Raw genomic sequence first — 21,800 nt, forward strand, 5'->3', positions numbered from 1 at the left:
TGCGGGCACGTTCTACGGGTTGATCGCCAGTTCCAGGTACGCCGCGAGCAGGACGAGATGGACGCCTCCCTGCAACGGGGTGGCCCGGCCGGGCACGACGGTCAGCGAACTGACCGCCACCGTCAGGGCGAGCAGCACCATGTGGGTGGAGCCGAGGCCGAGGACGAGCGGGCCGGAGAGCCAGACGGAGGCCAGGGCGACCGCGGGGATGGTCAGTCCGATGCTCGCCATGGCGGAGCCCAGCGCGAGGTTCAGGCTGGTCTGCACGCGGTCGCGGCGGGCCGAGCGCAGGGCGGCGATGGTCTCGGGGAGCAGCACCAGGAGGGCGATGATCACACCGACGACGGCATGGTGCAGTCCTGCGGCCTCGACTCCCGACTCGATCGCGGGCGACACCCCCTTGGCGAGACCCACCACACCGATCAGGGCGAGCCCGAGCAGGCCCAGGCTGATCCAGGCGGTACGCGCGGAGGACCCGTGGGCGTGGTCGTCGGCGGTGATCACCTCGCCGTGGTGGGTGATGGGCAGGAAGTAGTCGCGGTGCCTCACGGTCTGGGTCGTGACGAACAGGCCGTAGAGGATCAGCGACGAGACCGCCGCGAAGCTCAACTGCACGGCGGAGAACTCCGGGCCGGGCTTGCTGGTGGTGAACGTCGGCAGAACCAGGCTGAGCGTGGCCAGGGTGGCCACGGTCGCGAGGGCGGCGCCGGTGCCCTCGGGGTTGAACACGGCCGTGCCATGGCGGAGGGAGGCGACGAGGAGGCAGAGACCGACGATGCCGTTGCACGTGATCATCACGGCCGCGAAGACCGTGTCCCTGGCCAGGGTCGAGCTCTTGTCGCCGCCGTCCACCATCAGGGTGACGATCAGCGCCACCTCGATGATGGTGACGGCGATGGCCAGAACGAGCGAGCCGAACGGCTCACCGACGCGGTGGGCGACCACCTCGGCGTGGTGCACGGCGGCCAGGACGGCCCCCGCGAGGACCAGGGTCACCACGGCGACCACGGCGCCCGGCAGATCGCGCCCCCAGGTGAGGACCAGCAGGACGACCGCCAGTACCGGCACGAAAAGCGTCCACCCGGTGGTGAGCGACCTGAGCCGAGCGATCATGGAGCGATCCTCGCAGAGGGGCACAGCCCCCGCTTTCCGGCATGGCGGGGCCTGGCGCACATCACTTGCGGTCATCCCTTCCAGGTCGCAGTCGGTGAAGGACGGTGGCCGGGTGCACTACGCGGTCACCCGCTGCGCGAACTCGGCCGTCTCCGGGGCGTCGTTGTCGGCCATGGCCTCCTCGCTGTTCCTCCGTCGGGCGTGGTCAGGCTTGGATGCTGTCCTTCGGAGCGCCTTCGCCCCGCGACTGCGCGGCCTCGGCCGCCGCCTGCTTCCTTGACGCCCTCAGGCTGGTTATCGTCGTGACGATCAGAACCGAGCAGATCACGCCCAGGGAAACCGGTATGGAGATCTCCGGGACGTGCACACCCGACTCGTGCAGCGCGTGCAGCACCAGCTTGCCGCCGATGAAGCCCAGGATGATCGACAGGCCGTAACTGAGGTGGACCAGCTTCTTGAGCAGGCCGCCGATGAGGAAGTACAGCTGCCGAAGACCCATCAGCGCGAAGGCGTTCGCGGTGAACACGATGTACGGGTCCTGGGTCAGACCGAAGATCGCGGGGATGGAGTCGAGGGCGAACAGGACGTCCGTGGTGCCGATCGCGAGCATCACGACCAGCATCGGCGTCATGACCCGCTTGCCGTTCTGCTGGATCCACAGCTTGGTGCCGTGGTAGCGATCGGCGACACCGAACCGACGCTCGGCGGCCCGGAGCAGCTTGTTCTCCTCGAACTCCTCCTCGTCCTCATCGGCCCTGGCCTCCTGGATGAGCTTCCAGGCGGTCCAGATCAGGAAGGCGCCGAAGAGGTAGAACACCCAGGAGAAGCTGGCGAGGATCGCGGCGCCCGCGGCGATGAAGACCGCCCGCAGGACCAGGGCTATGAGCACGCCGACGAGCAGCACCCGCTGCTGGTACTGCGAGGGCACGGCGAACTTCGCCATGATCAGGACGAAGACGAAGAGGTTGTCGACGCTCAGCGACTTCTCCGTGATGAAGCCCGCGAAGAACTCGCCGCCGGCCTGGCCGCCGCCGAAGAGGAGCAGCCCGAGCCCGAAGAGCGCGGCGAGGGCGATCCAGACGACGGTCCAGATCCCGGCTTCCTTGATCGAGACGTCGTGCGGTTTGCGGCCGATGAAGAAGTCGACCGCGATGAGGGCGGCAAGGCCCACGATGGTCAGGACCCACAGGGTCGGGGAAACATCCACTGCGCCTCCGGCATACGTAACGGCAAAGGTCAACGTCGTCGCTACCGGAGGTCTCTTCCACCTAGGCACGGGGCCCTGGGCCGACGCCCCGGGATCTGGTTGATCCGTACTGACGGGTGCGCCGCAGCAGGTAGGGAGTACTCCCCTCCGTGAGGAAAACAGTACCCCATTCACCAAGGAAGAGTAAAGATAAAAGTAAAGGAAAAACAAAATTAGCAGGCTAGAGCCACTTTACCAGTGCTTGGCTCGGGCAGCGGCGACCTTTACGAGCACCTGCTGCAGGATCTGGCTGCCGGGCGGCACGAGGGCCGGCTCGTACGTCCAGGCATGGCCGACCCACGGATCCGCGAGATGGTCGTCGGGCAGCGGCGTCAGTCGCAGCAGCGAACGCCACAACGGATCGAGCAGAGGACTGTAACCGGCGGCGTCCTCACGGTCCGCGACCATCATCAGGTGCACGCCGACGGCAGGTCCCTCGTCCGCCAGGTAGCGCAGCTGGGTCACCGCCCGGTCGTCGAACCCGTGCGGGAAGTCGTTGACGATCAGCAGCTGCCCGGCGGTGTCCACACCGGGCGGGAGGGAGTCGGCCGCTCGGCCGCGCACCGCCATCTGCACCAGGTCGACGCGCTCGGTGAGCCGGGTCAGGACGTCCGCGACGCCCGCCGCGCCCAGGGCCGGCGGCGGGGCGAGCACGCCGGCCCGCACCAGCGGCGCGAGCGCCTGGGCCGCGGATCCCGCCGGGTCGACGACATGCACGGTGAACTCGCCGGCCGGATGGACCGCGAGCAGCCGGGCCGCGAGGGCCACCGCCGTCTCCGTCGCGAGGTGGCGCAGCTCATGGGCGTCGGCGGACGATTCGTCGTACGTCCCGGCCGCTCCGGCGTCGATCCACAGCCCGCGTTCCAGCGGCAGCCGTACCAGCATCGGGATGCGCAGCAGCTCGCTCTCGGGCAGGTGGAGGTCGCCCAGGCGCAGCGCCATGGGCGTCTCCATCGGCACCCGGTAGCCGTGCCACACCGGGTTGTCCCAGCGGGCGTAGGCGGGTGGCAGCGCGGGTTCGACGACGTCGGACTCGGCGGACAGCTGGGCGAGATCGCGGTCGAGGGCCGCGCGGGCCTGGTCGACCAGGTCGGCGTGCTTGGCGCGGGCGGCCTCGCGCGCGGCCTCACCCTGGCCGCCGAGCCTGCTGCGCGGATCGGCCAGGGCCTGGTCGAGTTCCTTCTCCAGCCGCGAGTCGGCGAAGTCGACGGCGCTGCGGTACGCGGCCGTGGTGCGGGCCAGGTCCTCGAACATGCCCCAGACCTGGTTGTAGAGCCGCTCGTCCATGGACCAACCGGTCGCGTCCCCGGCGACGGGCGGCGCGGGCTGTCCGGGCGGTGGTGGCGACGCCGAAGGCGGTGGCGGCGGGGCGGCCGCCTGCCGGGCCGGATGGCGGTAGTCGATCGGGCCACGGGACGTGGAGCCCGAGGGTTCCGTGGCAATGGAAGGGTCCGCGGGCGGGATTTCCGGCCGCGGCACGCTGCCCGTGGAGGTGTCCTGAGCGCTGTGGGGCGAGGCCGACGGTCCTGGGACGCCGGGAAGTCGGGGCCCGTGGGGGTTCGTCGAGGGCTGCGGGGCCGTCTGCCGCGTACGGTCACCGTCCGCAGGCCGCTGCCACGGTACCGGCACCGACCGGGCCACGCTCCGGCTCGCCGCCTCGTCGACCTGGCGGGCGAGGCGCCGGGCATCGGGCAGTCCCTGGTCGCGGAAGAACTCGGCGAGGCCCCCGGCGTACCCCTGGCCCACCGCGCGCACCTTCCAGGCTTCCTGCCGGCGGTACAGCTCCAGGGCGACGACCGCCGACTCGGCGTCCAGACCGGCGATGGTGTAGGTGGCGACCTCGGTGCCGTCCAGGCCGGTGACGGCGACGAAGGGAGCGGCGACGACGCCGAAGCTCTGGGGACCTCCCATGGGCAGGGCGAGCAGCACATCGACGCGGTGCACGGCCTCGGGCAGGGAGTCCAGGTCCACCGTGAGGCGGTGATCGGCGGCCGCTTGCCGGGAGACCTCGAGGCCGGGCAGGGCGGGCGCGCCGGGATGGGCGATCCATTCGACGCCACGGGACTTGCCGTTGTCGTCGCTGAGCGCGGCCGTGGCGACCACCGGCGTGCCGGCCGAGATCCGGATCTCCAGACGGGCCTCGGAGAGCGGATGGTTCTGTCCCCGCACCAGCTCGGCCGTCATCGCCCCAGCCCCCCTGTGTCGCTGCCGTCGTCCCGTGGCCGGGTGGTCCTACAGGTGCGGCAGGATCGACGGCATCAGATCCTGGAAGGTACGTCCGTTGGCGGGAGTGCCGAGGGCGGTCAGCGTCCAGCCGGAGCCCGCGCGGTGCACCTTTGCCATGATCTGGGCGGTGTACGCGCCGCCGCCCGCGAGCGTGTAACGGGCGAGCTCCTGGCCGTTGGTCTCGTCGACCAGGCGGCAGAACGCGTTCTGCACCTCCTGGAAGGTCTGGCCGGTGAAGGAGTTCACCGTGAAGACGATCTGGTCGATGTGGACCGGGACGCGCGCGAGGTCGACGAGGATCGCCTCGTCGTCGCCGCCCTGGCCGACACCGCCGACGAGGTTGTCACCGGTGTGCCGCACGGAGCCGTCGTCGCTCACCAGGTGCCGGAAGAAGACGACGTCGACCGGCTGCTTGTCCGCGAACAGCACGGCGGAGGCGTCCAGGTCGATCTCGCGCGTGCGCGAGCCGAACAGACCGCGGCGGGGAGCCGCCTGCCAGCCGAGACCCATGCGCACCGCGGTCAGGCTGCCCCCGTCGTTCTTCTGCAGACTGATGGCCTGACCCTTGGTCATGTTCACGGTCACGGCTGGTTCCCCTCTCGAACTGTCCCCTGTTGCCGCGGAGTCCGCGGTTGACCAGAACCCTACGCAGAGGCACTGACAGTGCCGAAGCCCGGCTCGTGCTTTGTGGCGGTCTTGCAACACAGTGCGCATGCGCCGGGCCCGGCGACTCCCCAGGAGGTCAGGCCAGGCCCGCCTCCCTCATCTGACGCAGCTCCTTCTTCATCTCGGAGACCTCGTCACGCAGCCGGGCCGCGATCTCGAACTGGAGGTCCGCTGCGGCGGCACGCATACGGGCCGTCATCTCCTCGATCTGCTCGGCCAGTTCGGCCGCGGGGCGGTCGGTCGGGACCGTGTCCTTGGCCTTGCCCCTGGCGGACCTTGCGCCACCGGCCGCCTTGCCGCCCAGTGCGGGTACGGGTGCCTTGGCGCCCTTGCCGTCCTTCGACTTGCGGTAGCCCGAGCCGAGCAGCTGTTCGGTGTCGACGTCCTCCCGGGCGATCTGGGCCACGATGTCGTTGATCTTCTTGCGCAGCGGCTGCGGGTCGATGCCCCGCTCCTTGTTGTACGCGACCTGCTTCTCCCGGCGCCTGTTGGTCTCCTCGATGGCCTTCTCCATCGCCGGGGTGATCTTGTCGGCGTACATGTGGACCTGGCCGGAGACGTTCCGCGCCGCGCGGCCGATGGTCTGGATCAGGGAGGTGCCGGAGCGCAGGAAGCCCTCCTTGTCGGCGTCCAGGATCGCCACCAGCGACACCTCGGGCAGGTCGAGGCCCTCACGCAGGAGGTTGATGCCGACCAGGACGTCGAACTCGCCGGAGCGCAGCTCACGCAGCAGCTCGACACGGCGCAGAGTGTCGACGTCGCTGTGCAGGTAGCGCACCTGGATGCCGAGTTCCAGGAAGTAGTCGGTGAGGTCCTCGGCCATCTTCTTGGTGAGGGTGGTGACCAGGACGCGCTCGTCCTTCTCGGTGCGGGTGCGGATCTCGTGCACCAGGTCGTCGATCTGACCCTCGGTCGGCTTGACCACGACCTCCGGATCGACGAGACCGGTGGGACGGATGATCTGCTCGACGGCGCCGTCCGCGCGCGAGAGCTCGTACTTGCCCGGGGTCGCGGACAGGTAGACCGTCTGTCCGATGCGCTCCTGGAACTCCTCCCACTTCAGCGGGCGGTTGTCGAGGGCGGAGGGCAGGCGGAAGCCGTGGTCGACGAGGGTGCGCTTGCGGGAGGCGTCGCCCTCGTACATGGCGCCGATCTGCGGGACCGTGTTGTGCGACTCGTCGATGACCAGGAGGAAGTCGTCGGGGAAGTAGTCCAGCAGGGTGTTGGGCGGGGAGCCGGGCGAGCGGCCGTCGAAGTGCATCGAGTAGTTCTCGACGCCGGAGCAGGAGCCGATCTGGCGGAGCATCTCGATGTCGTAGGTGGTGCGCATCCGCAGGCGCTGCGCCTCCAGGAGCTTGCCCTGCTTCTCCAGCTCGGCCAGGCGTTCGCCGAGTTCCTTCTCGATGTCGTTGATGGCCCGCTCCATGCGCTCGGGGCCGGCGACGTAGTGGGAGGCGGGGAAGATGTACAGCTGCTGGTCGTCGCTGATGATCTCGCCGGTGACCGGGTGGAGCGTGGAGAGGGCCTCGATCTCGTCACCGAACATCTCGATGCGGACCGCGAGCTCCTCGTAGACCGGGAAGATCTCGATGGTGTCGCCGCGGACGCGGAAGGTGCCCCGGGTGAACGCCAGGTCGTTGCGCGTGTACTGGATGTCGACGAAGCGGCGCAGCAGCTGGTCGCGGTCGATCTCGTCACCGACGCGGAGCGGGACCATGCGGTCCACGTACTCCTGTGGCGTGCCGAGGCCGTAGATGCAGGAGACAGAGGCGACCACGACGACGTCGCGGCGGGTGAGCAGCGAGTTGGTGGCGGAGTGACGCAGCCGCTCGACCTCCTCGTTGATCGAGGAGTCCTTCTCGATGTAGGTGTCCGACTGCGGGACGTAGGCCTCGGGCTGGTAGTAGTCGTAGTACGAGACGAAGTATTCGACCGCGTTGTTCGGCAGCAGCTCGCGGAACTCGTTCGCCAGCTGGGCGGCGAGGGTCTTGTTCGGCGCCATCACGAGCGTGGGGCGCTGGAGCTTCTCGATCATCCACGCGGTGGTGGCGGACTTGCCGGTGCCGGTCGCGCCCAGCAGGACGACGTCCTTCTCACCGGCCTCGATGCGCCTGGCCAGCTCGGCGATGGCCGCCGGCTGGTCGCCACTGGGCTGGTAGGGGCTGACGACCTCGAAGGGCGCCACCGTGCGTTCGATGTTGGAAACGGGCCGCATGGGATCCACCGTACGACCCCCCACTGACAATGGGGTCCGGTCAGCGGTTCTGTGGGGTTCGGGCACCGCGTCGGCCGACCTCCCGGACCGGGCGGGGCACGGGGTGGTGGACGGTGGGGTGTGCCGGGACGCCCGGCTTGTGCTCCACGGGGGTCCAGTCGGGCTTGCCCATGACCATCAGCGGGTCGAACATCACGACCACACCGGCGAGCAGCAGGAAGGCGAGCGGCCCGACCAGCATGGGCCACAGCAGCGTGGCGGGCGGCTCGCCGGAGGTCGGGGCGGACGTGCCGTGGAGGTGGACGCTGAGTGCGGCCATGCCCGTGTAGTGCATGCCGCTCACGGCGAGCCCCATGACGAGGCTCGCGCCCACGCTCCACAGGAACCCACGGACCTGTCCGGCCGCCCACAGGGCGGCGGTGGCGGCGGCCATCGCGATGACGACGGAGGCGGCCACGGTGAACGTGTTGTACTCCAGCCGTCCGTTCAACCGCATCGCGGCCATGCCCAGGTAGTGCATGGAGGCGATGCCGAGTCCGGTGATCGTGCCGCCGGTGAACAGGGCTGTTCCCCTCGCACCCTTGTAACCGACGATGAAGATCCCGATCCCGACCATGACGACCGCGACCCCGAGGCTCGCGAACGTCATCGCCTTGTCGTAGTGGATCGGCGCCTGCAGGACCTTGAACCCCATCATCGCGACGAAGTGCATGGTCCATATGCCGGATGCGATGGCCGCCGAGCCCAGGGCCAGCCAGCCGGGGCGCCAGGAGTGGGCGACGAGCATGGATCTGGTGGTGCAGCGCAGGCCGAGGGCGCCACCGAGGGAGGCCATGAGAAAGGCCACCACCGGTGTGACGAGTCCGTAGCTGAATCCGTCGACCGTGCCTTGCATGCGCGGCTGCCCTTCCCGCCCTCTTGTGTCCGTGGACCTTCTGAAATGTGCCCCCACCCGGAACCGTCCGGCGGTGGGGGTGAGGCAGAGAGTATGACCCGCACCGGAATGGTCGAACGATTTTCCGGCAAAGAAACACGTCGTTGCCCCAGTTGTGCGGCACCGGTGAGCGCACTCGGGCAACTCCATTTCAATGTGTGAGCATTCTGCACCGCCGCATCACTTACGCTCTGCTGTCACAGAGGAGCTGTACGTGATCGTCGTCGGGAGGAGTGCGCATGTACGCGCGCGTAGTCGCCGCCATCGCCACCGCGCTGTTGGGAGCCACCGCGTTCCTGTCGCCGAGCTCCGACGCCCGGGCGGGCGGTGTCGCCGAGGGGACCGGTCCGCTGGTCATCGGCCACCGGGGGGCCGCCGCGTACGCTCCGGAGAACACCCTGGCGTCCATCGACAAGGCGGCCGCGATGGGTGTCTCCTGGGTCGAGAACGACGTCCAGCGCACCAAGGACGGGGAACTCGTCGTCATCCACGACGACAGCCTGAAGCGCACGACGAACGCCGAAAAGGTCTTTCCGCACCGGGCGCCCTGGAAGGTGAAGGACTTCACGGCCGCGGAGATCGCGCGCCTGGACGCGGGGAGCTGGTTCGGTGCACCGTACGCGGGCACGCGCGTGCCGACGCTGACGCAGTACCTGCGAGAAGTCGGGCACAACCACCAGAAGCTGCTCCTGGAGATCAAGAACCCGCAGCTGTACCCGGGCATCGAGAAGCAGATCATGAAGGTCCTGGGCGACGAGGGGTGGCTCGACCGGCGGCATCTGAACGGGCGGCTGATCGTGCACAGCTTCAGCGCGGACAGCCTGCGGATCGTCCATGACCTGAAACCGGCCGTCAAGACGGCCTTCCTCGGTACTCCGTCCGTGCGGGATCTTCACAAGTACGCGGCCTTCACCGACGGGATCAATCCTTCCTGCGGTTCGATCTCGGCAGGGTACGTCTTGGCCGTGCACGCGTTGACGGGACCCCACGGCAGGCCACTGAAGGTGTTCGCCTGGACCGTCGACGACGCGGCCACGGCCCGCCGGGTCGAGCGGTACGGCGTGGACGGCGTCATCACCAACAAGGCCGACGTCGTCCGGGCTGCGCTGCAGGCACCCTGAGCCCCTTTTGCGGCACGGGGCGTTGTCAGTGGCGGGTCGTACGGTGGGCGCATGGACAGCCATGGGCGGTACGAGCAGCAGGTCGTGTGGGCGGTGGTGGGCACGGAGATCGGTCCGCTGCTGCTGGCCGCGACCGGCGAGGGCCTGGTCAACGTCGTGTTCCACGCCACGGGCGCCGTGCGCGACAAGGCGCTCGACCGGCTGGCGTCGCGGCTGGGCACCGAGCCCGTCGAGGCACCGGACTCACCCTTGCTGGCCGAGGCGATACGCCAGGTCGAGGCCTATTTCGCGGGCCGGCGGCGCGACTTCGAGCTGCCGCTGGACTGGTCGCTGATCTCCGGGTTCAACCGCCGGGTGCTGCGCGAGCTGGCGTCCGGTGTCCCTTATGGCGCGGTGGTGGGCTACGGCGATCTGGCCGGGCGGGTGGGGCAGCCGGGTGCGGCCCAGGCGGTGGGCGTGGCGATGGGCTCCAACCCGCTGCCGGTCGTCGTTCCGTGCCACCGGGTCGTCGAGAGCGACGGCGGCATCGGCGGGTTCGGGGGCGGCCTGGAGACGAAGCGGAAGCTGCTCGCCCTGGAGGGCGTGCTGCCCGAGCCGCTGTTCTGAGGTCAGTCGTAGTGCCGGGCCTCCAGGACGTTCCCGTCCGGGTCGCGGAAGTAGAAGCTGCGCCTTGCTTTCCCGCGGGCGCCGAAGGAGTCGTAGGAGATCTCGGAGACAGGGACGGCGCGTTCCGCGAGGCGGCTGTGGAGGGTGTCGAAGTCGTCGCCGGGCAGGGCTATGCAGACGTGGTTGACCGCGTGGCCCGCGCTGTCGGCGGCGCCGGGCAGCATCGTCATGTGCTCGGCCATGGAGTGCGGCATGAGGTCGAGGATGGTCTCCTCGTTGAGCCGTACGGAGGGAAAGGAGACGTTGCCCGCGGCGAACTCGGCGAGCCGCAGGGGCCGCAGTCCGACCGCCTTCTCGTAGAAGCCGGCCGAGGCGACGGGGTCGCGCACCCACAGGACGACGTGGTCGAGACGTGCCGTGTTGTCCGTCATGGACCCCAGGCTGGTGTCGTCCACCACAGGCCGCAAGGGTTTGCCCGGGCTCGCGTCTCGCCAGAGATGAGAAGAACCGGACGACAGGAGGCAGACGCGTGGTGCTGGTGGTGTCGGAAGAAGTACGCGAGGCGCTCGACGCGCGTCGACCTGTGGTGGCTCTCGAGTCCACGATCATCGCCCATGGGCTGCCCCGCCCGCGCAACCTGCAGGTGGCGCTGGAGCTGGAGGGGGTCGTACGGCGGGAGGGCGCCGTTCCCGCGACGATCGCGGTGCTGGACGGACGGCCTCACGTCGGCCTTGACAAGGAGCAGTTGGAGCGGGTCGCCAACGAGGACGGCATCCGCAAACTGGGCCACCGGGACCTCCCGCTCGCGCTGGCGTCCTCGGCGAGCGGGGCGACGACGGTCTCGGCGACGGCGCTGCTGGCGGCCCTGGCGGGCGTGCGGGTGTTCGCGACGGGCGGGCTCGGCGGAGTGCACCGGGAGTGGACCCTCACGCAGGACGAGTCGGCCGATCTGGGGCTGCTGGCCCGGACACGGATCACGGTGGTGTGCGCGGGCGTGAAGTCGATCCTGGACGTGCCGGCGACGCTGCAACGCCTGGAGACGCTCGGCGTCGCCGTGGCCGGGTACGGTACGGACCGCTTCCCCGGCTTCTACTTGTCGGACTCGGGGCATCCGGTGGACTGGACGCTCGACAGCCCCGCGCAGGTGGCGCAGGTCATGCGGGCGCAGGACGCGCTGGCGGGGCCCCAGTCGGCGCTGATCGTCGCCAATCCGGTGCCCGAGGAGGAGCAGTTGGATCCCGCACTGCACGCGCGTGTGCTCGCCGACGCGCTGCAGGCCTGTGAGGCGGAGGGCGTCACCGGGCAGGCGGTCACGCCGTTCCTGCTGGACTACCTGGTCCGGCACACCGATGGGGCGTCGCTGACCGCCAATCTGGCAGCAGTGCGCGGCAACGTGGGACTGGCGGCACGGATCGCGGCGGCCTGGACGGGAGCGTGACACCGATGCCGGGCGGGGCGCCGGGCGGCGAGGGAAGGGAAGCGGGCGCCGACCCGTCACCGGCCGGTGCGCTGCTCGTCGTCGGGGACGTGATCACGGACGTCGTCGCCCGGCACCGTGGGCCGCTGGCCGCGGGAACCGACACCGCTGCCGTGGTCCGGACAGTGCCCGGTGGCGCGGGTGCCAATGTGGCCTGCTGGGCGGCCCACTGGAGCTGCGCGGAGGTACGCCTCCTTGGGCGAGTGGGCACGGACGCGGCGGCCTGGCACGAGCGGGAGCTGGCCGCGTGCGGGGTACGGCCCCTGCTGGTCGTCGATCCGGAGGCCGCGACCGGCACGGTGATCTGCCTCGTCGACACCGGCAATTCGGCCGAGCGGACGTTCCTGACCGACAGTGGGGCGTCGTTGCGGCTGGCCCCCGAGGACTGGTCGGATGCGCTGCTCGAGGGTGTCGCACGGCTGCATCTGTCCGGCTACCTGCTGTTCTCCGAACCGAGCCGCGCCCTGGTGAAGGTGGCGTTGGAGTCGGCACGCGCGTGTGGAGTGCCGGTGAGCCTGGATCCGGCGTCGGCGGGGTTCCTGACGGCTCTGGGCGTCGACCGTTTCCTGGAGCTCGTCGAAGGCGTGGACCTGCTGCTGCCGAGCCGCGACGAGGCATGCCTGCTCACGGGGTTGCCCGATCCGGCGGACGCGGCGGCCAAGCTGAGCCGGCACATCCCGCTCGTGGTCGCCAAGCAGGGGGCACAGGGCGCGCTGGTGGCCCGTGGGGGCTCGGTGTCCGCCCACGTCCACGCCGCCCCGGCGACGCCCGTGGACACGACGGGCGCGGGCGACGCGTTCACCGGCGCCTTCCTGGCCGCCCTGCTCTCGGGAGCTGATCCGCACACTGCGGCACAGGAGGGCTGCCGAGCGGGCGCGCTGGCCGTCGAGCGGGTGGGGGGCCGGCCACCGGAGCGGAGGTGAGACAGGTCGCCGATGGCGCGGCGACCAGTGGCGCGGGCACGCGGAACTGCAGGACGGGATGCTGGGCACCCGTCTGCTACGGCTTCCCCGCGCGGCTGCCCGCAGGGTGATCGCCGCCGCCTGGGGACTGCACCTGCTCCCCGCCTCGCCCCCGGCGGACCCTGCATGCCTCCGGCCCGGACGGTCTGCGCTCTCCGCGCTCCTTCAGCCCCCGCCTGTCCGCCCCACTTATCCCTTGCGTCCCCACGCCGAGATCATCGGTGCCGTGGCCAGGTCCATTCCACCGGCCGCCACGTTCGCCAGGTGACGGTCGATGTCCTCGTCCGTGGCAAGTCCGGCCTCGACGAGTTGGGAGCGGATCTGCCGGACGGTCGCGGACTCGAGGGCCGCGCAGGCCGGTGAAGTCAGCGGGAAGTAGGCATCGGCTTCGACACGGTGCAGGCCGGCCTCGCGCAGGAGGCGTGGCAGGCGGCGGCCGTAGGAGAGGTCGGCGCCGCGCTCGGCGAGGAGTTGCCGGAAACCGTGCCGCAGCCGGTTGGCGAGGCGCTGTTCGGGGCCGTGTTCGTCGGGGCAGAGCAGGGGCTGCAGCGCGGGGTCGGCGTCCTCGACCAGGATGCGGCCGCCCGGACGCAGGGACTTGACCATCGACCGCAACGCCCGTTCGCGGTCGGGGACATGGACGAGGACGAGCCGTGCGTGCACCAGGTCGAAGCCGTCCCCCGGCGGCTCCTGGGCCGCCACGTCGTGGACCCGTACCTCCACCGGCGGGCGGGCCACGGGGGCGAGCAGTGTGGTGTCGATGTCGGTGGCCACGACCTTTCCGGTCGGGCCGACCTTCTTGGCGAGCCAGCTCACCACCGAGGTGCCACCCGCGCCGACCTCCCAGCAGCGCCAGCCGGGGCCGATGCCGAATCCTTCGAGGTGCCGGAAGGTCGTGGGGTCGAAGAGGGTGGCGAAGGCGTCGAAGCGTTCGGCTGCCTCGGACTGCCGGTTGTCGAGGAGATACCCGTCGGATCGCGTCATGCCGCGATCATCCCAGTTGCGCGGCTTGTCGGGAGCGGTCGACGCGAGGCCCGCGACGAGATGGCCGCCTCGCGCCCCGGCGAAACGCTTTTCCACAGCCGGGAACAAAGCGGAACATCCTCTTCCCGCAGGCTCGACCGTCGCTTACCAGAACCTGGCAGACTGACCGGCCAAGGCGCGGGAAGGCGGCACCTCGCAGGCACCCGGCGCCGAGTCCGGGAGATCCACCCAAGGAGATCCAGATGTCCATGGCAGGGAATCTGCGCAAGGTCACGAACCTCGGCAGGGTCGGCGGCCTGCGCAAGGTGGCACGGCTGGCACGGCGGCGCCCCCGCGTCGACCTGAGCCACCCGGCCAGGTCCCCGCTGGGCTCATCGGTGGTGAACTGCGTGACCTACCGCGACGGCGTGCGGGTGCCCGGCGGCGGTGATCTGGTCGACACCGTGGAACGGGTGCGCAAGAGCGGTGACGGCTTCGTATGGCTGGGGCTGCACGAGCCGACGGACGATGAGTTCGCGGGCATCGCCGAACTCTTCGACCTGCATCCGCTCGCGGTCGAGGACGCGGTCGAGGCCCACCAGCGGCCGAAGCTGGAGCGGTACGGCGACACGCTGTTCGCGGTGTTCAAGACCGTCTGCTACGTCGAGCACGAGCAGCTGACGGCGACCAGCGAAGTGGTGAACACCGGCGAGATCATGGTGTTCGTCGGCGAGGACTTCGTGATCACGGTCCGGCACGGGATGCACGGCTCACTGGGCCCCCTGCGCGAGGGTCTGGAGGCCGATCCCCGGCAGCTGGCGAAGGGACCGGCGGCGGTGCTGCACGCCATCGCGGACCACGTGGTCGACGACTACCTCAACGTCACGGACGCCGTCCAGGCGGACATCGACCAGGTGGAGGCGGACGTGTTCGCGGAGAACGGCGCGCGGGCCGACCCCGGACGGATCTACCAGATGAAGCGTGAACTCCTCGAGCTGAAACGGGCCGTGGTGCCGCTGACCCGCCCGATCGAGGATCTCGCGACCCGGCCGATCCGGGTGGTCGACCCGGAGATACAGGCCTACTTCAGGGATGTGCTGGACCACCTCATGCGGGCGAAGGAGCAGATCGCCGCTTTCGACGAGCTGCTCAACTCGATTCTGCAGGCCCATCTCGCGCAGGTGACGGTCGCGCAGAACGAGGACATGCGGAAGATCACGGCCTGGGCGGCGGTGATCGCCGTGCCGACGATGGTCTGCGGGGTGTACGGCATGAACTTCGACAACATGCCGGAGTTGCACTGGAGGTTCGGCTACCCCCTGGTCATCGTCCTCATATCCGCGGCGTGCCTGGCGCTGTACCGCGGTTTCCGGCGCAACGGCTGGCTGTGAGAGGTCCGACCGGCAGGCTCAGCGGGTCGTGGTCCTGGCGTAGACGCTGTGGGCGAAGTCGGCGATCTGGTCCTCCGTCAGATGGCGGGCCAGGTCGGCCTCGCTGATCATGCCGACCAGCCGCTTGTTCTCGATGACGGGCAGCCGGCGGATCTGGTGGTCCCGCATCTCCCGGAGCACGTCGTCGACGTCGGCGTCCGCGTCGATCCAGCGCGGGGTGCCCTGGGCCATCTCACCGGCGGTGACCTTGGCCGGGTCGTGACCCATGGCCACGCAGCCGACGACGATGTCGCGGTCGGTGAGGATGCCGCAGAGCCGCTCGTTCTGGTCGCTGATGGGCAGGGCTCCGACGTTCAGCTCGCGCATCAACTGGGCCGCGCGGTCCAGGGTCTCGTGGGCCGGGATCCACTGGGCGCCACGGTGCATGATGTCTCCGGCGGTGGTCATGGGGTACCTCCCGGTGCCGGGCGGCCGGCGCGGCACGGGACGCACCGCGGAAACCGGCGCCCTACATTCTCGCCGCGCGGCGGGACGAGCGCACCCGGAACAGAAACCGATGCGGTCAGCCGCTCCACGCCGGGTGGCGCGGGTCGTCGGCGCGGACCAGGACGTCGGCCGTGCCGGCCGGGTCGGTCTCCGCCTCGTAGCGCTCGTAGGCGGGGAGGGTCCAGTGGTCGGCCTCCGGGGTGCGGCGGCGCAGGGCGCCTGGGGAGAGGAGGACGTGGACGGTCAGGTCGAAGGGGAACCAGTGGCGCAGCAGGAGGGGGCCGTGCAGCAACAGGAAGCCGCCGGGCGGGAGTTGGACATAGGAACTGCGGGTGGCGCGGTCGGTGGCCGGATCCCAAAGGTCCGGCAGGACGCGGCCGTCGCCGCCGGGCTCGAGGGGGCCGAAGACCTCGCGCCACAGGGCGGCGGTGTCGTACCAGCCGTTGTAATAGGCCTCCACGTCCTGGTGGCCGTACTCCAGGCGGAGCGAGGCGGGGCGCAGGAAGCCTTCCGTACCGACGCTCAGCGAGGGGCGGCCGCGTATGCGCAGCGCCTCGGCGACGCGCTCGGCGAGGTCTGCGGGCCGGGCCGCGGGGGCGCCGTCGAAGGCGACGCGGGGCCAGAGGGCGCCGTCGTCCGGCTGCAGGTCGAGCAGGCGCTCGGCCAGGAGGTCGCCGAGCCGGTCCCAGGTGATCGCTTCGAGTCGCACAGAGCCCATGATGCGTCAGGTACCGGCCGGGACGCGTCGCGCTCGGGCGGGGCCCCGCGGTTCAGGACACGTCCCGTTCGTGGGTACGGCGGGCAGCGAGCAACAGGGGCAGGTGGGTCTCGCACCAGGCGCGGGCGGCGTCGAGGAGGGGAACGAGGGTCGGCGACCTGCTCGGGGCGGACGGGCGGCCGGTGATGGACGATCCCGGGGCGTTCCCGGCGGAGATACGGCCGTTCGCGGTGGCGCACACGGCGGGGCTCGCATGGCTGCGGTCGACGCCGGCCCGGTCGACTGGGTGACGCTCACGCCGGGCGGCGGGCTGGAGGACGGCGCGGCATGTACCGGACGGTCCCGACTGGGCGGTGACCGGGCGCCGGAGGGCGGCTCGACGTTGTCGTACGCGGATCCCGCGGTGGCCGTGCTCGACGAGATCGACAGGCCGACACGCGACCGTACGCGGGTGTCGGTGATCGGTGATGACGGTGACCGGATCGGGTAGGTCAGGGTCACGGGACGGGGAAGGGAACACGCATGGCGCAGCTGGCGACTCCTCCACCTCGTACCGGGCTTCTCGCCATCCAGCCGCTGAGGCGGCGGCAGTGCGGGGAGTGCCATGCGGGACCGTTGTCGCTGCTGGTGCTCGAGGAGGGGGCGCCGCGGTGTCTCGACTGCGCCGATCTCGGCCATCTGGTGTTCCTGCCGCGCGGTGACACGGCGCTGACGCGGAGGGCGCGGGAGGAGAGCGCGTTGTCGGCGGTGGTCGTGCGGTTCAACCGGCGCAAGGCGCGGTACGAGCGGCAGGGCGTCCTGGTCGAGGAGGCCGGACTCGCCCGTGCCGAGGAACGGTGCCTGGCGGACGCGGAGGCCCGGCGGCGGCGCCGGGCACGGGACGCCAGGCGTCGGGCCGATGAAGACGTGCGGTTCGCGGAGGCCTTCGCGGCGGAGATACGGCGGCACTTTCCCGGGTGCCCCGACGAGCGGGCGCGGGCGATCGCCGCGCACGCGTCCCTGCGGGGCAGCGGGCGGGTGGGGCGGAGTGCGGCGGGCCGGGCCTTGTCGGAGGGGGCCGTGGTGTCGGCGGTCGTGGCGTCCGTGCGGCATGTGGAGACGCCGTACGACCAGTTGCTGATGAGCGGGGTGCCGCGGCACGAGGCCCGGCGGCGGATCAGGGCGGGGGTGGAGACGGTGCTGGACGGGTGGCGGGCGACGGGGACGGAGGCAGGGGTAGGGGTAGGTGGTGGCTGAGGGCCGGCGGTGCGGGCGCACCGGCGACGCGGATCCGGACATCGGCATGTGCGCTCGCGCGGTTCGGCCATGTTCGCCGAGCGCGGGTGGGAGCGGGGCGCCGGGGAGATCCCGGCCAGATACGGGGAGTTGGCGTTGACGTGATCGATGGACCGTACCTCTGGTTGACGGTGTTGGGTGTGCTCGGGACCGGACTCGTGGCGGGGGTGTTCTACGCGTTCTCGACGTTCGTGATGCGGGGACTGGCCGCGTTGCCGCCGGCGCAGGGCGTCGCCGCGATGAACGCGATCAACGTGGCCGCGGTGATGCCTGCGTTCATGATCGTGTTCGTGGGGTCGGCCGTGCTGTGCGCGGTGATCGGCGTGGTGACCTTCGTGCTGTGGCCGGGCGACGGGAAGGTGGAGCTTCTGCTGGGCAGCGCGCTGTATCTGTTCGGGTCCTTCGGGGTGACCATGGTCGCCAACGTGCCGCGCAACGACGCGCTGCTCAAGCTCGACCCGGGCACTCCGGAGGCGGCGGCGTACTGGCCGTCGTACGTACGCGAGTGGACCCTGTGGAACCACGTCCGGATGGTGGCCTCGGCGGGCTCGGCGCTGGCGTACGTGCTGGCGCTGACCTGAGGGCAGAAAGCACTTTCCGTCCCCTCTGCGGTGATGCCCGGCACGTCGTATCGTGGCCGAAAGAGTGCCGCCCGATGACGCACGGCCCGTCGTACGCGTACGCAAGGAAGACGGCCATGGCCGATCCCAAGGGATTCATGACCACCCCTCGCCGGGACTGGCCCCGCCGGCCGGTCGCGCAGCGGGTGCGGGACTGGAACGAGGTCTATGTCCCGGGGGCGCTGCTGCCCATCATCGACAAGCAGGCCGACCGGTGCATGGACTGCGGCATACCGTTCTGCCATGACGCGTGTCCGCTGGGCAATCTGATCCCCGAGTGGAACGACCTGGTCAGCCGGGACGACTGGCGAGCGGCGGCCGACCGGCTGCACGCCACGAACAACTTCCCCGAGTTCACGGGGCGGTTGTGCCCGGCACCGTGCGAAGCCGGGTGCGTGCTCGCCATCAACCAGCCCGCGGTCACCATCAAGAACGTCGAGGCGGCCATAGCCGACCAGGCCTGGGAACTCGGGTTCGCTCCCCCGCGTCCGCCCGAGCGGCTGTCCGGGCGGACGGTCGCGGTGATCGGGTCCGGGCCGACGGGACTGGCCGCGGCGCAGCAGCTGACGCGGGCCGGGCACACGGTCGCCGTGTACGAGAAGGACGACCGGCTCGGCGGGCTGATGCGGTACGGGATCCCGGCGTTCAAGATGGAGAAGCATCATCTGGAGCGCCGCATCGAGCAGATGCGGGCCGAGGGGACGAAGTTCCGTACGTCGACGGCGGTCGGACGGGACGTGGGGGCGGTGGAGTTGCGTGCCCGGTACGACGCCGTGGTGATCGCGACCGGGGCGACTGCCTGGCGTGAACTTCCCGTCCCCGGGCGGGAGTTGGCCGGGATACACCAGGCGATGGAGTATCTGCCGCTGTCGAACCGGGTGTGCGAGGGGGACCTGGACAGCTCGCCGATGTCCGCCGCCGGCAAGCACGTCGTCATCGTCGGGGGCGGGGACACGGGAGCGGACTGTCTCGGTACGGCGGTTCGTGAAGAGGCGGCCTCCGTCACGCAGTTGGACATCTACGCCCAGCCGGCCACCGAGCGCGACGACGACGTCGAACCGTGGCCGACCTACCCGAAGATCTACCGGCTCTCCGCCGCGCACGAGGAGGCGCGCGATCTGGAGACGGCACCGACGGCGGACGCGGACGCGCGGCTGTTCGCGGCGTCCACGCTCCGCTTCACCGGGGACGAGAACGGGCAGGTGCGGTCGCTGTACCTCGTCGAGGTCGACGCGGCGCGGCGGCCGCTGCCGGGGACGGGGCGGACACTGCGAGCCGACCTCGTGCTGCTCGCGCTCGGGTTCTCCGGGCCGGCTCGGGACGACGGGCTGATCGACCAACTGGGACTGGCGATGGAGTCGCGCGGCACGATCACCCGGGACGCCCAGTTCGCGACGAACGTCCCCGGTGTGTTCGCCGCCGGTGACGCCGCCCGTGGGCAGTCACTGATCGTATGGGCGATCGCGGAGGGGCGAGCGGTGGCGGCGGCCGTCGACCGCTGCCTGACGGGGAGTTCGCAACTGCCGGCACCGATCGGTCCCTATGACCGGCCGATGGCCGTGTAGTGGCTCAGCCACGCCGCTCGTCCGTGCCGGCGACCTTTCCCGTCGACAGAGCCACCCTGTTCCAGGAGTTGATCGCGAGGATCAGGGCGAGGACGTGGGCCAGTTCCTCGTCGTCGAAGCGGGCGGCCGCCTCCGCGTAGACCTCGTTGGGGACGCCGGCGTCGGAAACCAGGGTGACCGCCTCGGTCAGGGCGAGCGCGGCCTGCTCGCGCTCCGTGAAGAAGTGCCGGGCCTCGCGCCAGACGGCCACCATGTGCAGCCGGTCCTCGCTCTCGCCGGCCTTGCGGGCGTCGTTCGTGTGCATGTGGAGGCAGTACGCACAGTGGTTCAGGTGCGAGGCACGGATCTGGATCAGTTCGACCAGGGCCCGATCGAGGCCCTCGCGGGCGGCGGCGTCGAAGCCGATGAGGGCGCGGAAGGCCTTCGGAGCGGCCTTCCCGAAGTCGAGCCGACGCTTTTCGGCCACCGGGGCCGCGCTTCGCGTGATGTCGATCGGGTGCGCCGTGTGCGTCGTGTTCGTCGTCATGTGCTCCAACCTACGAGGGGTAAAGACCCACTGTAGGGTGCATTTCCATGGGGGATTCGTGGGTCAGTTCCGCGGAGCGGATCGGGCTCGACCTGCATCTGGAACTGCCCGTGACGGGTGGGCGGCGCGCCGCGCTCACGGCGGCGCTGCGCGAGGCCGTGCGCAGCGGGCGGCTCGCTCCCGGTACCCGGTTGCCGCCGTACCGTTCGCTCGCCGCGGATCTCGGCGTCGCCCGCAACACGGTGGCGGACGCGTACGCGGAGCTGGTCGCGGAGGGCTGGCTCACGGCGCGCCAGGGCTCGGGCACACGGGTCGCCGAGCGCGCCGAACCGCTGCGACCCGCCGACCCCCTACGGCCCGCCGAGCCGCTGCGACCCGCCGGGCGAGGGCCCGCAACGGCACCTCCACGCACGCGTGGCCCGCGGACACCAGTAAGCCGGCGAGCCCCTCAGTCCTCCCCGCAGCCGTCCCCTGCCACCTCGCGCCACGACTTCCGCCAAGGCATCCCGGACGCGTCGGCGTTTCCGCGTGCGGAGTGGGTGGCGTCCTATCGGCGGGCCTTGCAGCAGGCGCCCAGCGAGGTGTTCGGACCAGGGGATCCTGCCGGGCGGGTGGAGCTCAGGGAGGCGCTGGCGGAGTATCTGGCGCGCGTGCGCGGGGTGCGGACCGAACCGGGTCGGATCGTGATCTGCTCGGGGTTCGCGCATGCCCTGCGTTTGCTGTTCGGGGGGCGCGAGCTGCGCGGGCCGCTGGCCGTCGAGGCGTACGGGCTGCCCTTCCACCGGGAACTGCTCACCGCCGCGGGCGTCAGGACCGTACCGCTGCCCTTGGACGAACACGGGGCTCGGGTCGAGCAGTTGGGGCGAGAGCGGGCCGTACTGCTGACTCCCGCACACCAGTTCCCGACCGGTGGTCCATTGCACCCGGAGCGGCGGGGCGCCGTGATCGACTGGGCACGCGCGCGTGGCGGCCTCGTGCTGGAGGACGACTACGACGGGGAGTTGCGCTACGACCGCAAGCCCGTCGGGGCCGTCCAGGGGCTCGATCCGGAGCGGGTGATCCTGCTCGGCTCGGTCAGCAAGAGCCTGTCACCGGCCGTGCGGCTCGGCTGGATGGTGCTTCCCGAGCGGTACGTCGACGGGGTGCTCGCCGTCAAGGGCGAGCGGGAGGCGTGGGCCAGCGTCCTCGATCAGCTGAGCCTCGCCGACTTCATCTCCTGCGGGGCGTACGACCGTCACGTCCGGCGTATGCGGCTGCGGTACCGCGGCCGCCGTGACCGGCTGGTCGCGGCGCTCGCCGAGCACGCGCCGCAGGTCGAGGTCAGCGGGGTCGCGGCCGGCCTGCACGCGGTGCTGCGGCTGCCGCCCGGCACGGAACGGTCCACCCTCAATGCGGCGAAGCGGCAGGGGGTCGCCCTCGACGGACTGGCCGGATTCCGCCATCCGGAGACGGCCATGGAATCCGGGGACGGACTGGTCGTCGGATACGCGACCCCCTCCGAACACGCCTACGGCGCGGCGTTGGAGGCGCTGTGCCGGGCGCTGGCGTCGAGCGGGGCGGGGACGGAGCCCTGATGGTATGTGACATACCACTGAAAGTTTCAGCGGTATGTCACATACCGACCCACCCCGACTCCTCCCCCATCACCTCAAACGCGCCGCTAGCCGCCGACCTCAACCATTGATTAACG

22 protein-coding genes and 1 pseudogene are annotated in these 21,800 nt (G+C 70.7%); 11 read left to right on the forward strand and 12 right to left on the reverse strand.

Translation table 11 applies throughout. The features are described 5' to 3' along the window. Positions 1–12: 12 nt before the first annotated feature. The 6 genes from ACIRVK_RS22820 to ACIRVK_RS22845 all read right to left on the reverse strand — a co-directional run bounded on the left by ACIRVK_RS22820 (position 13) and on the right by ACIRVK_RS22845 (position 8,361). The gene (locus ACIRVK_RS22820) at positions 13–1,113 is read right to left on the reverse strand and encodes a calcium:proton antiporter (protein WP_404249794.1); all 1,101 of its coding nucleotides are present in this window, start codon (positions 1,111–1,113) and stop codon (positions 13–15) included. 205 nt (positions 1,114–1,318) lie between these two features. Further along, entirely contained in the window at positions 1,319–2,320 is a 1,002-nt protein-coding gene (locus ACIRVK_RS22825; RefSeq protein ID WP_404249796.1) for a TerC family protein, read from the reverse strand. 231 nt (positions 2,321–2,551) lie between these two features. Next, positions 2,552–4,543 (reverse strand): TerD family protein, encoded by a 1,992-nt coding sequence (locus tag ACIRVK_RS22830; RefSeq protein ID WP_404249798.1) that lies wholly within the window; start codon positions 4,541–4,543, stop codon positions 2,552–2,554. Between the two features lie 48 nt (positions 4,544–4,591). Beyond that, positions 4,592–5,170 (reverse strand): TerD family protein, encoded by a 579-nt coding sequence (locus ACIRVK_RS22835; protein WP_208780527.1) that lies wholly within the window; start codon positions 5,168–5,170, stop codon positions 4,592–4,594. Between the two features lie 157 nt (positions 5,171–5,327). Further along, positions 5,328–7,466, reverse strand: a complete 2,139-nt coding sequence (gene uvrB, locus ACIRVK_RS22840; protein ID WP_404249800.1) for an excinuclease ABC subunit UvrB — start codon at positions 7,464–7,466, stop codon at positions 5,328–5,330. 40 nt (positions 7,467–7,506) lie between these two features. Continuing rightward, positions 7,507–8,361: an MHYT domain-containing protein gene (locus ACIRVK_RS22845; RefSeq protein WP_404249802.1), complete on the reverse strand. Its 855-nt coding sequence runs from the start codon at positions 8,359–8,361 to the stop codon at positions 7,507–7,509. A 278-nt stretch (positions 8,362–8,639) separates the two neighbouring features. Here ACIRVK_RS22845 and ACIRVK_RS22850 point away from each other — a divergent pair, with 278 nt between their 5' ends. Together ACIRVK_RS22850 and ACIRVK_RS22855 are read left to right on the forward strand one after the other, a co-directional pair. Continuing rightward, entirely contained in the window at positions 8,640–9,521 is an 882-nt protein-coding gene (locus ACIRVK_RS22850; RefSeq protein WP_404249804.1) for a glycerophosphodiester phosphodiesterase, read from the forward strand. Positions 9,522–9,572: 51 nt separating this feature from the next. Next, a complete protein-coding gene (locus tag ACIRVK_RS22855; RefSeq protein ID WP_404249806.1) occupies positions 9,573–10,127 on the forward strand; it encodes a methylated-DNA--[protein]-cysteine S-methyltransferase in 555 nt (184 codons plus the stop codon). 2 nt (positions 10,128–10,129) lie between these two features. On the opposite strand, the gene ACIRVK_RS22860 is transcribed toward ACIRVK_RS22855, so the two are convergent. Beyond that, entirely contained in the window at positions 10,130–10,558 is a 429-nt protein-coding gene (locus tag ACIRVK_RS22860) for a VOC family protein (protein ID WP_404249808.1), read from the reverse strand. 101 nt (positions 10,559–10,659) lie between these two features. On the opposite strand from ACIRVK_RS22860, the gene ACIRVK_RS22865 reads away from it, so the two are divergent. The 3 genes and pseudogenes from ACIRVK_RS22865 to ACIRVK_RS22875 all read left to right on the forward strand — a co-directional run. Next, positions 10,660–11,565, forward strand: coding sequence for a pseudouridine-5'-phosphate glycosidase (locus ACIRVK_RS22865; RefSeq protein WP_404249930.1), 906 nt, complete (start codon positions 10,660–10,662; stop codon positions 11,563–11,565). A 5-nt stretch (positions 11,566–11,570) separates the two neighbouring features. Next, positions 11,571–12,527 (forward strand): carbohydrate kinase family protein, encoded by a 957-nt coding sequence (locus tag ACIRVK_RS22870; protein ID WP_404249932.1) that lies wholly within the window; start codon positions 11,571–11,573, stop codon positions 12,525–12,527. Positions 12,528–12,567: 40 nt separating this feature from the next. Beyond that, positions 12,568–12,702, forward strand: a pseudogene (locus ACIRVK_RS22875) (NAD-dependent epimerase); the annotation flags it as partial. Positions 12,703–12,755: 53 nt separating this feature from the next. Here ACIRVK_RS22875 and ACIRVK_RS22880 read toward each other — a convergent pair. After that, positions 12,756–13,550 (reverse strand): methyltransferase domain-containing protein, encoded by a 795-nt coding sequence (locus ACIRVK_RS22880; protein ID WP_404249810.1) that lies wholly within the window; start codon positions 13,548–13,550, stop codon positions 12,756–12,758. A gap of 242 nt (positions 13,551–13,792) precedes the next feature. Here ACIRVK_RS22880 and ACIRVK_RS22885 point away from each other — a divergent pair, with 242 nt between their 5' ends. Further along, on the forward strand, positions 13,793–14,920 hold the full coding sequence (locus ACIRVK_RS22885; protein WP_404249812.1) for a magnesium and cobalt transport protein CorA: 1,128 nt from the start codon (positions 13,793–13,795) through the stop codon (positions 14,918–14,920). Positions 14,921–14,938: 18 nt separating this feature from the next. Here the strand turns inward: ACIRVK_RS22885 and ACIRVK_RS22890 are convergent, their stop codons facing one another. From ACIRVK_RS22890 to ACIRVK_RS22900, 3 genes are all read right to left on the reverse strand, one after another. After that, positions 14,939–15,367: a CBS domain-containing protein gene (locus ACIRVK_RS22890; RefSeq protein WP_404249814.1), complete on the reverse strand. Its 429-nt coding sequence runs from the start codon at positions 15,365–15,367 to the stop codon at positions 14,939–14,941. A 115-nt stretch (positions 15,368–15,482) separates the two neighbouring features. After that, positions 15,483–16,124, reverse strand: a complete 642-nt coding sequence (locus ACIRVK_RS22895) for a uridine kinase (RefSeq protein ID WP_404249816.1) — start codon at positions 16,122–16,124, stop codon at positions 15,483–15,485. Between the two features lie 52 nt (positions 16,125–16,176). Further along, the gene (locus tag ACIRVK_RS22900; RefSeq protein WP_404249818.1) at positions 16,177–16,365 is read right to left on the reverse strand and encodes a hypothetical protein; all 189 of its coding nucleotides are present in this window, start codon (positions 16,363–16,365) and stop codon (positions 16,177–16,179) included. Between the two features lie 12 nt (positions 16,366–16,377). Here ACIRVK_RS22900 and ACIRVK_RS22905 point away from each other — a divergent pair, with 12 nt between their 5' ends. The 4 genes from ACIRVK_RS22905 to ACIRVK_RS22920 all read left to right on the forward strand — a co-directional run bounded on the left by ACIRVK_RS22905 (position 16,378) and on the right by ACIRVK_RS22920 (position 19,584). Further along, the gene (locus ACIRVK_RS22905) at positions 16,378–16,614 is read left to right on the forward strand and encodes a hypothetical protein (protein WP_404249819.1); all 237 of its coding nucleotides are present in this window, start codon (positions 16,378–16,380) and stop codon (positions 16,612–16,614) included. Positions 16,615–16,646: 32 nt separating this feature from the next. Further along, positions 16,647–17,360 carry a DUF2293 domain-containing protein gene (locus ACIRVK_RS22910; protein WP_404249821.1) on the forward strand — a complete coding sequence of 238 codons (714 nt, stop codon included), beginning with the start codon at positions 16,647–16,649 and terminating at the stop codon, positions 17,358–17,360. A gap of 140 nt (positions 17,361–17,500) precedes the next feature. Then, positions 17,501–17,980 (forward strand): DUF1772 domain-containing protein, encoded by a 480-nt coding sequence (locus ACIRVK_RS22915; protein ID WP_404249823.1) that lies wholly within the window; start codon positions 17,501–17,503, stop codon positions 17,978–17,980. 116 nt (positions 17,981–18,096) lie between these two features. Continuing rightward, positions 18,097–19,584: a glutamate synthase subunit beta gene (locus ACIRVK_RS22920; protein WP_404249825.1), complete on the forward strand. Its 1,488-nt coding sequence runs from the start codon at positions 18,097–18,099 to the stop codon at positions 19,582–19,584. Between the two features lie 4 nt (positions 19,585–19,588). Here ACIRVK_RS22920 and ACIRVK_RS22925 read toward each other — a convergent pair whose 3' ends face one another. Beyond that, positions 19,589–20,110 carry a carboxymuconolactone decarboxylase family protein gene (locus tag ACIRVK_RS22925; protein WP_404249827.1) on the reverse strand — a complete coding sequence of 174 codons (522 nt, stop codon included), beginning with the start codon at positions 20,108–20,110 and terminating at the stop codon, positions 19,589–19,591. 47 nt (positions 20,111–20,157) lie between these two features. Here ACIRVK_RS22925 and ACIRVK_RS22930 point away from each other — a divergent pair, with 47 nt between their 5' ends. Beyond that, entirely contained in the window at positions 20,158–21,684 is a 1,527-nt protein-coding gene (locus ACIRVK_RS22930) for a PLP-dependent aminotransferase family protein (RefSeq protein ID WP_404249829.1), read from the forward strand. Positions 21,685–21,800: the final 116 nt, after the last annotated feature.

This window comes from Streptomyces sp. NPDC101152 (assembly GCF_044768275.1).
In the GTDB taxonomy this organism is placed as follows: Bacteria; Actinomycetota; Actinomycetes; order Streptomycetales; family Streptomycetaceae; genus Streptomyces.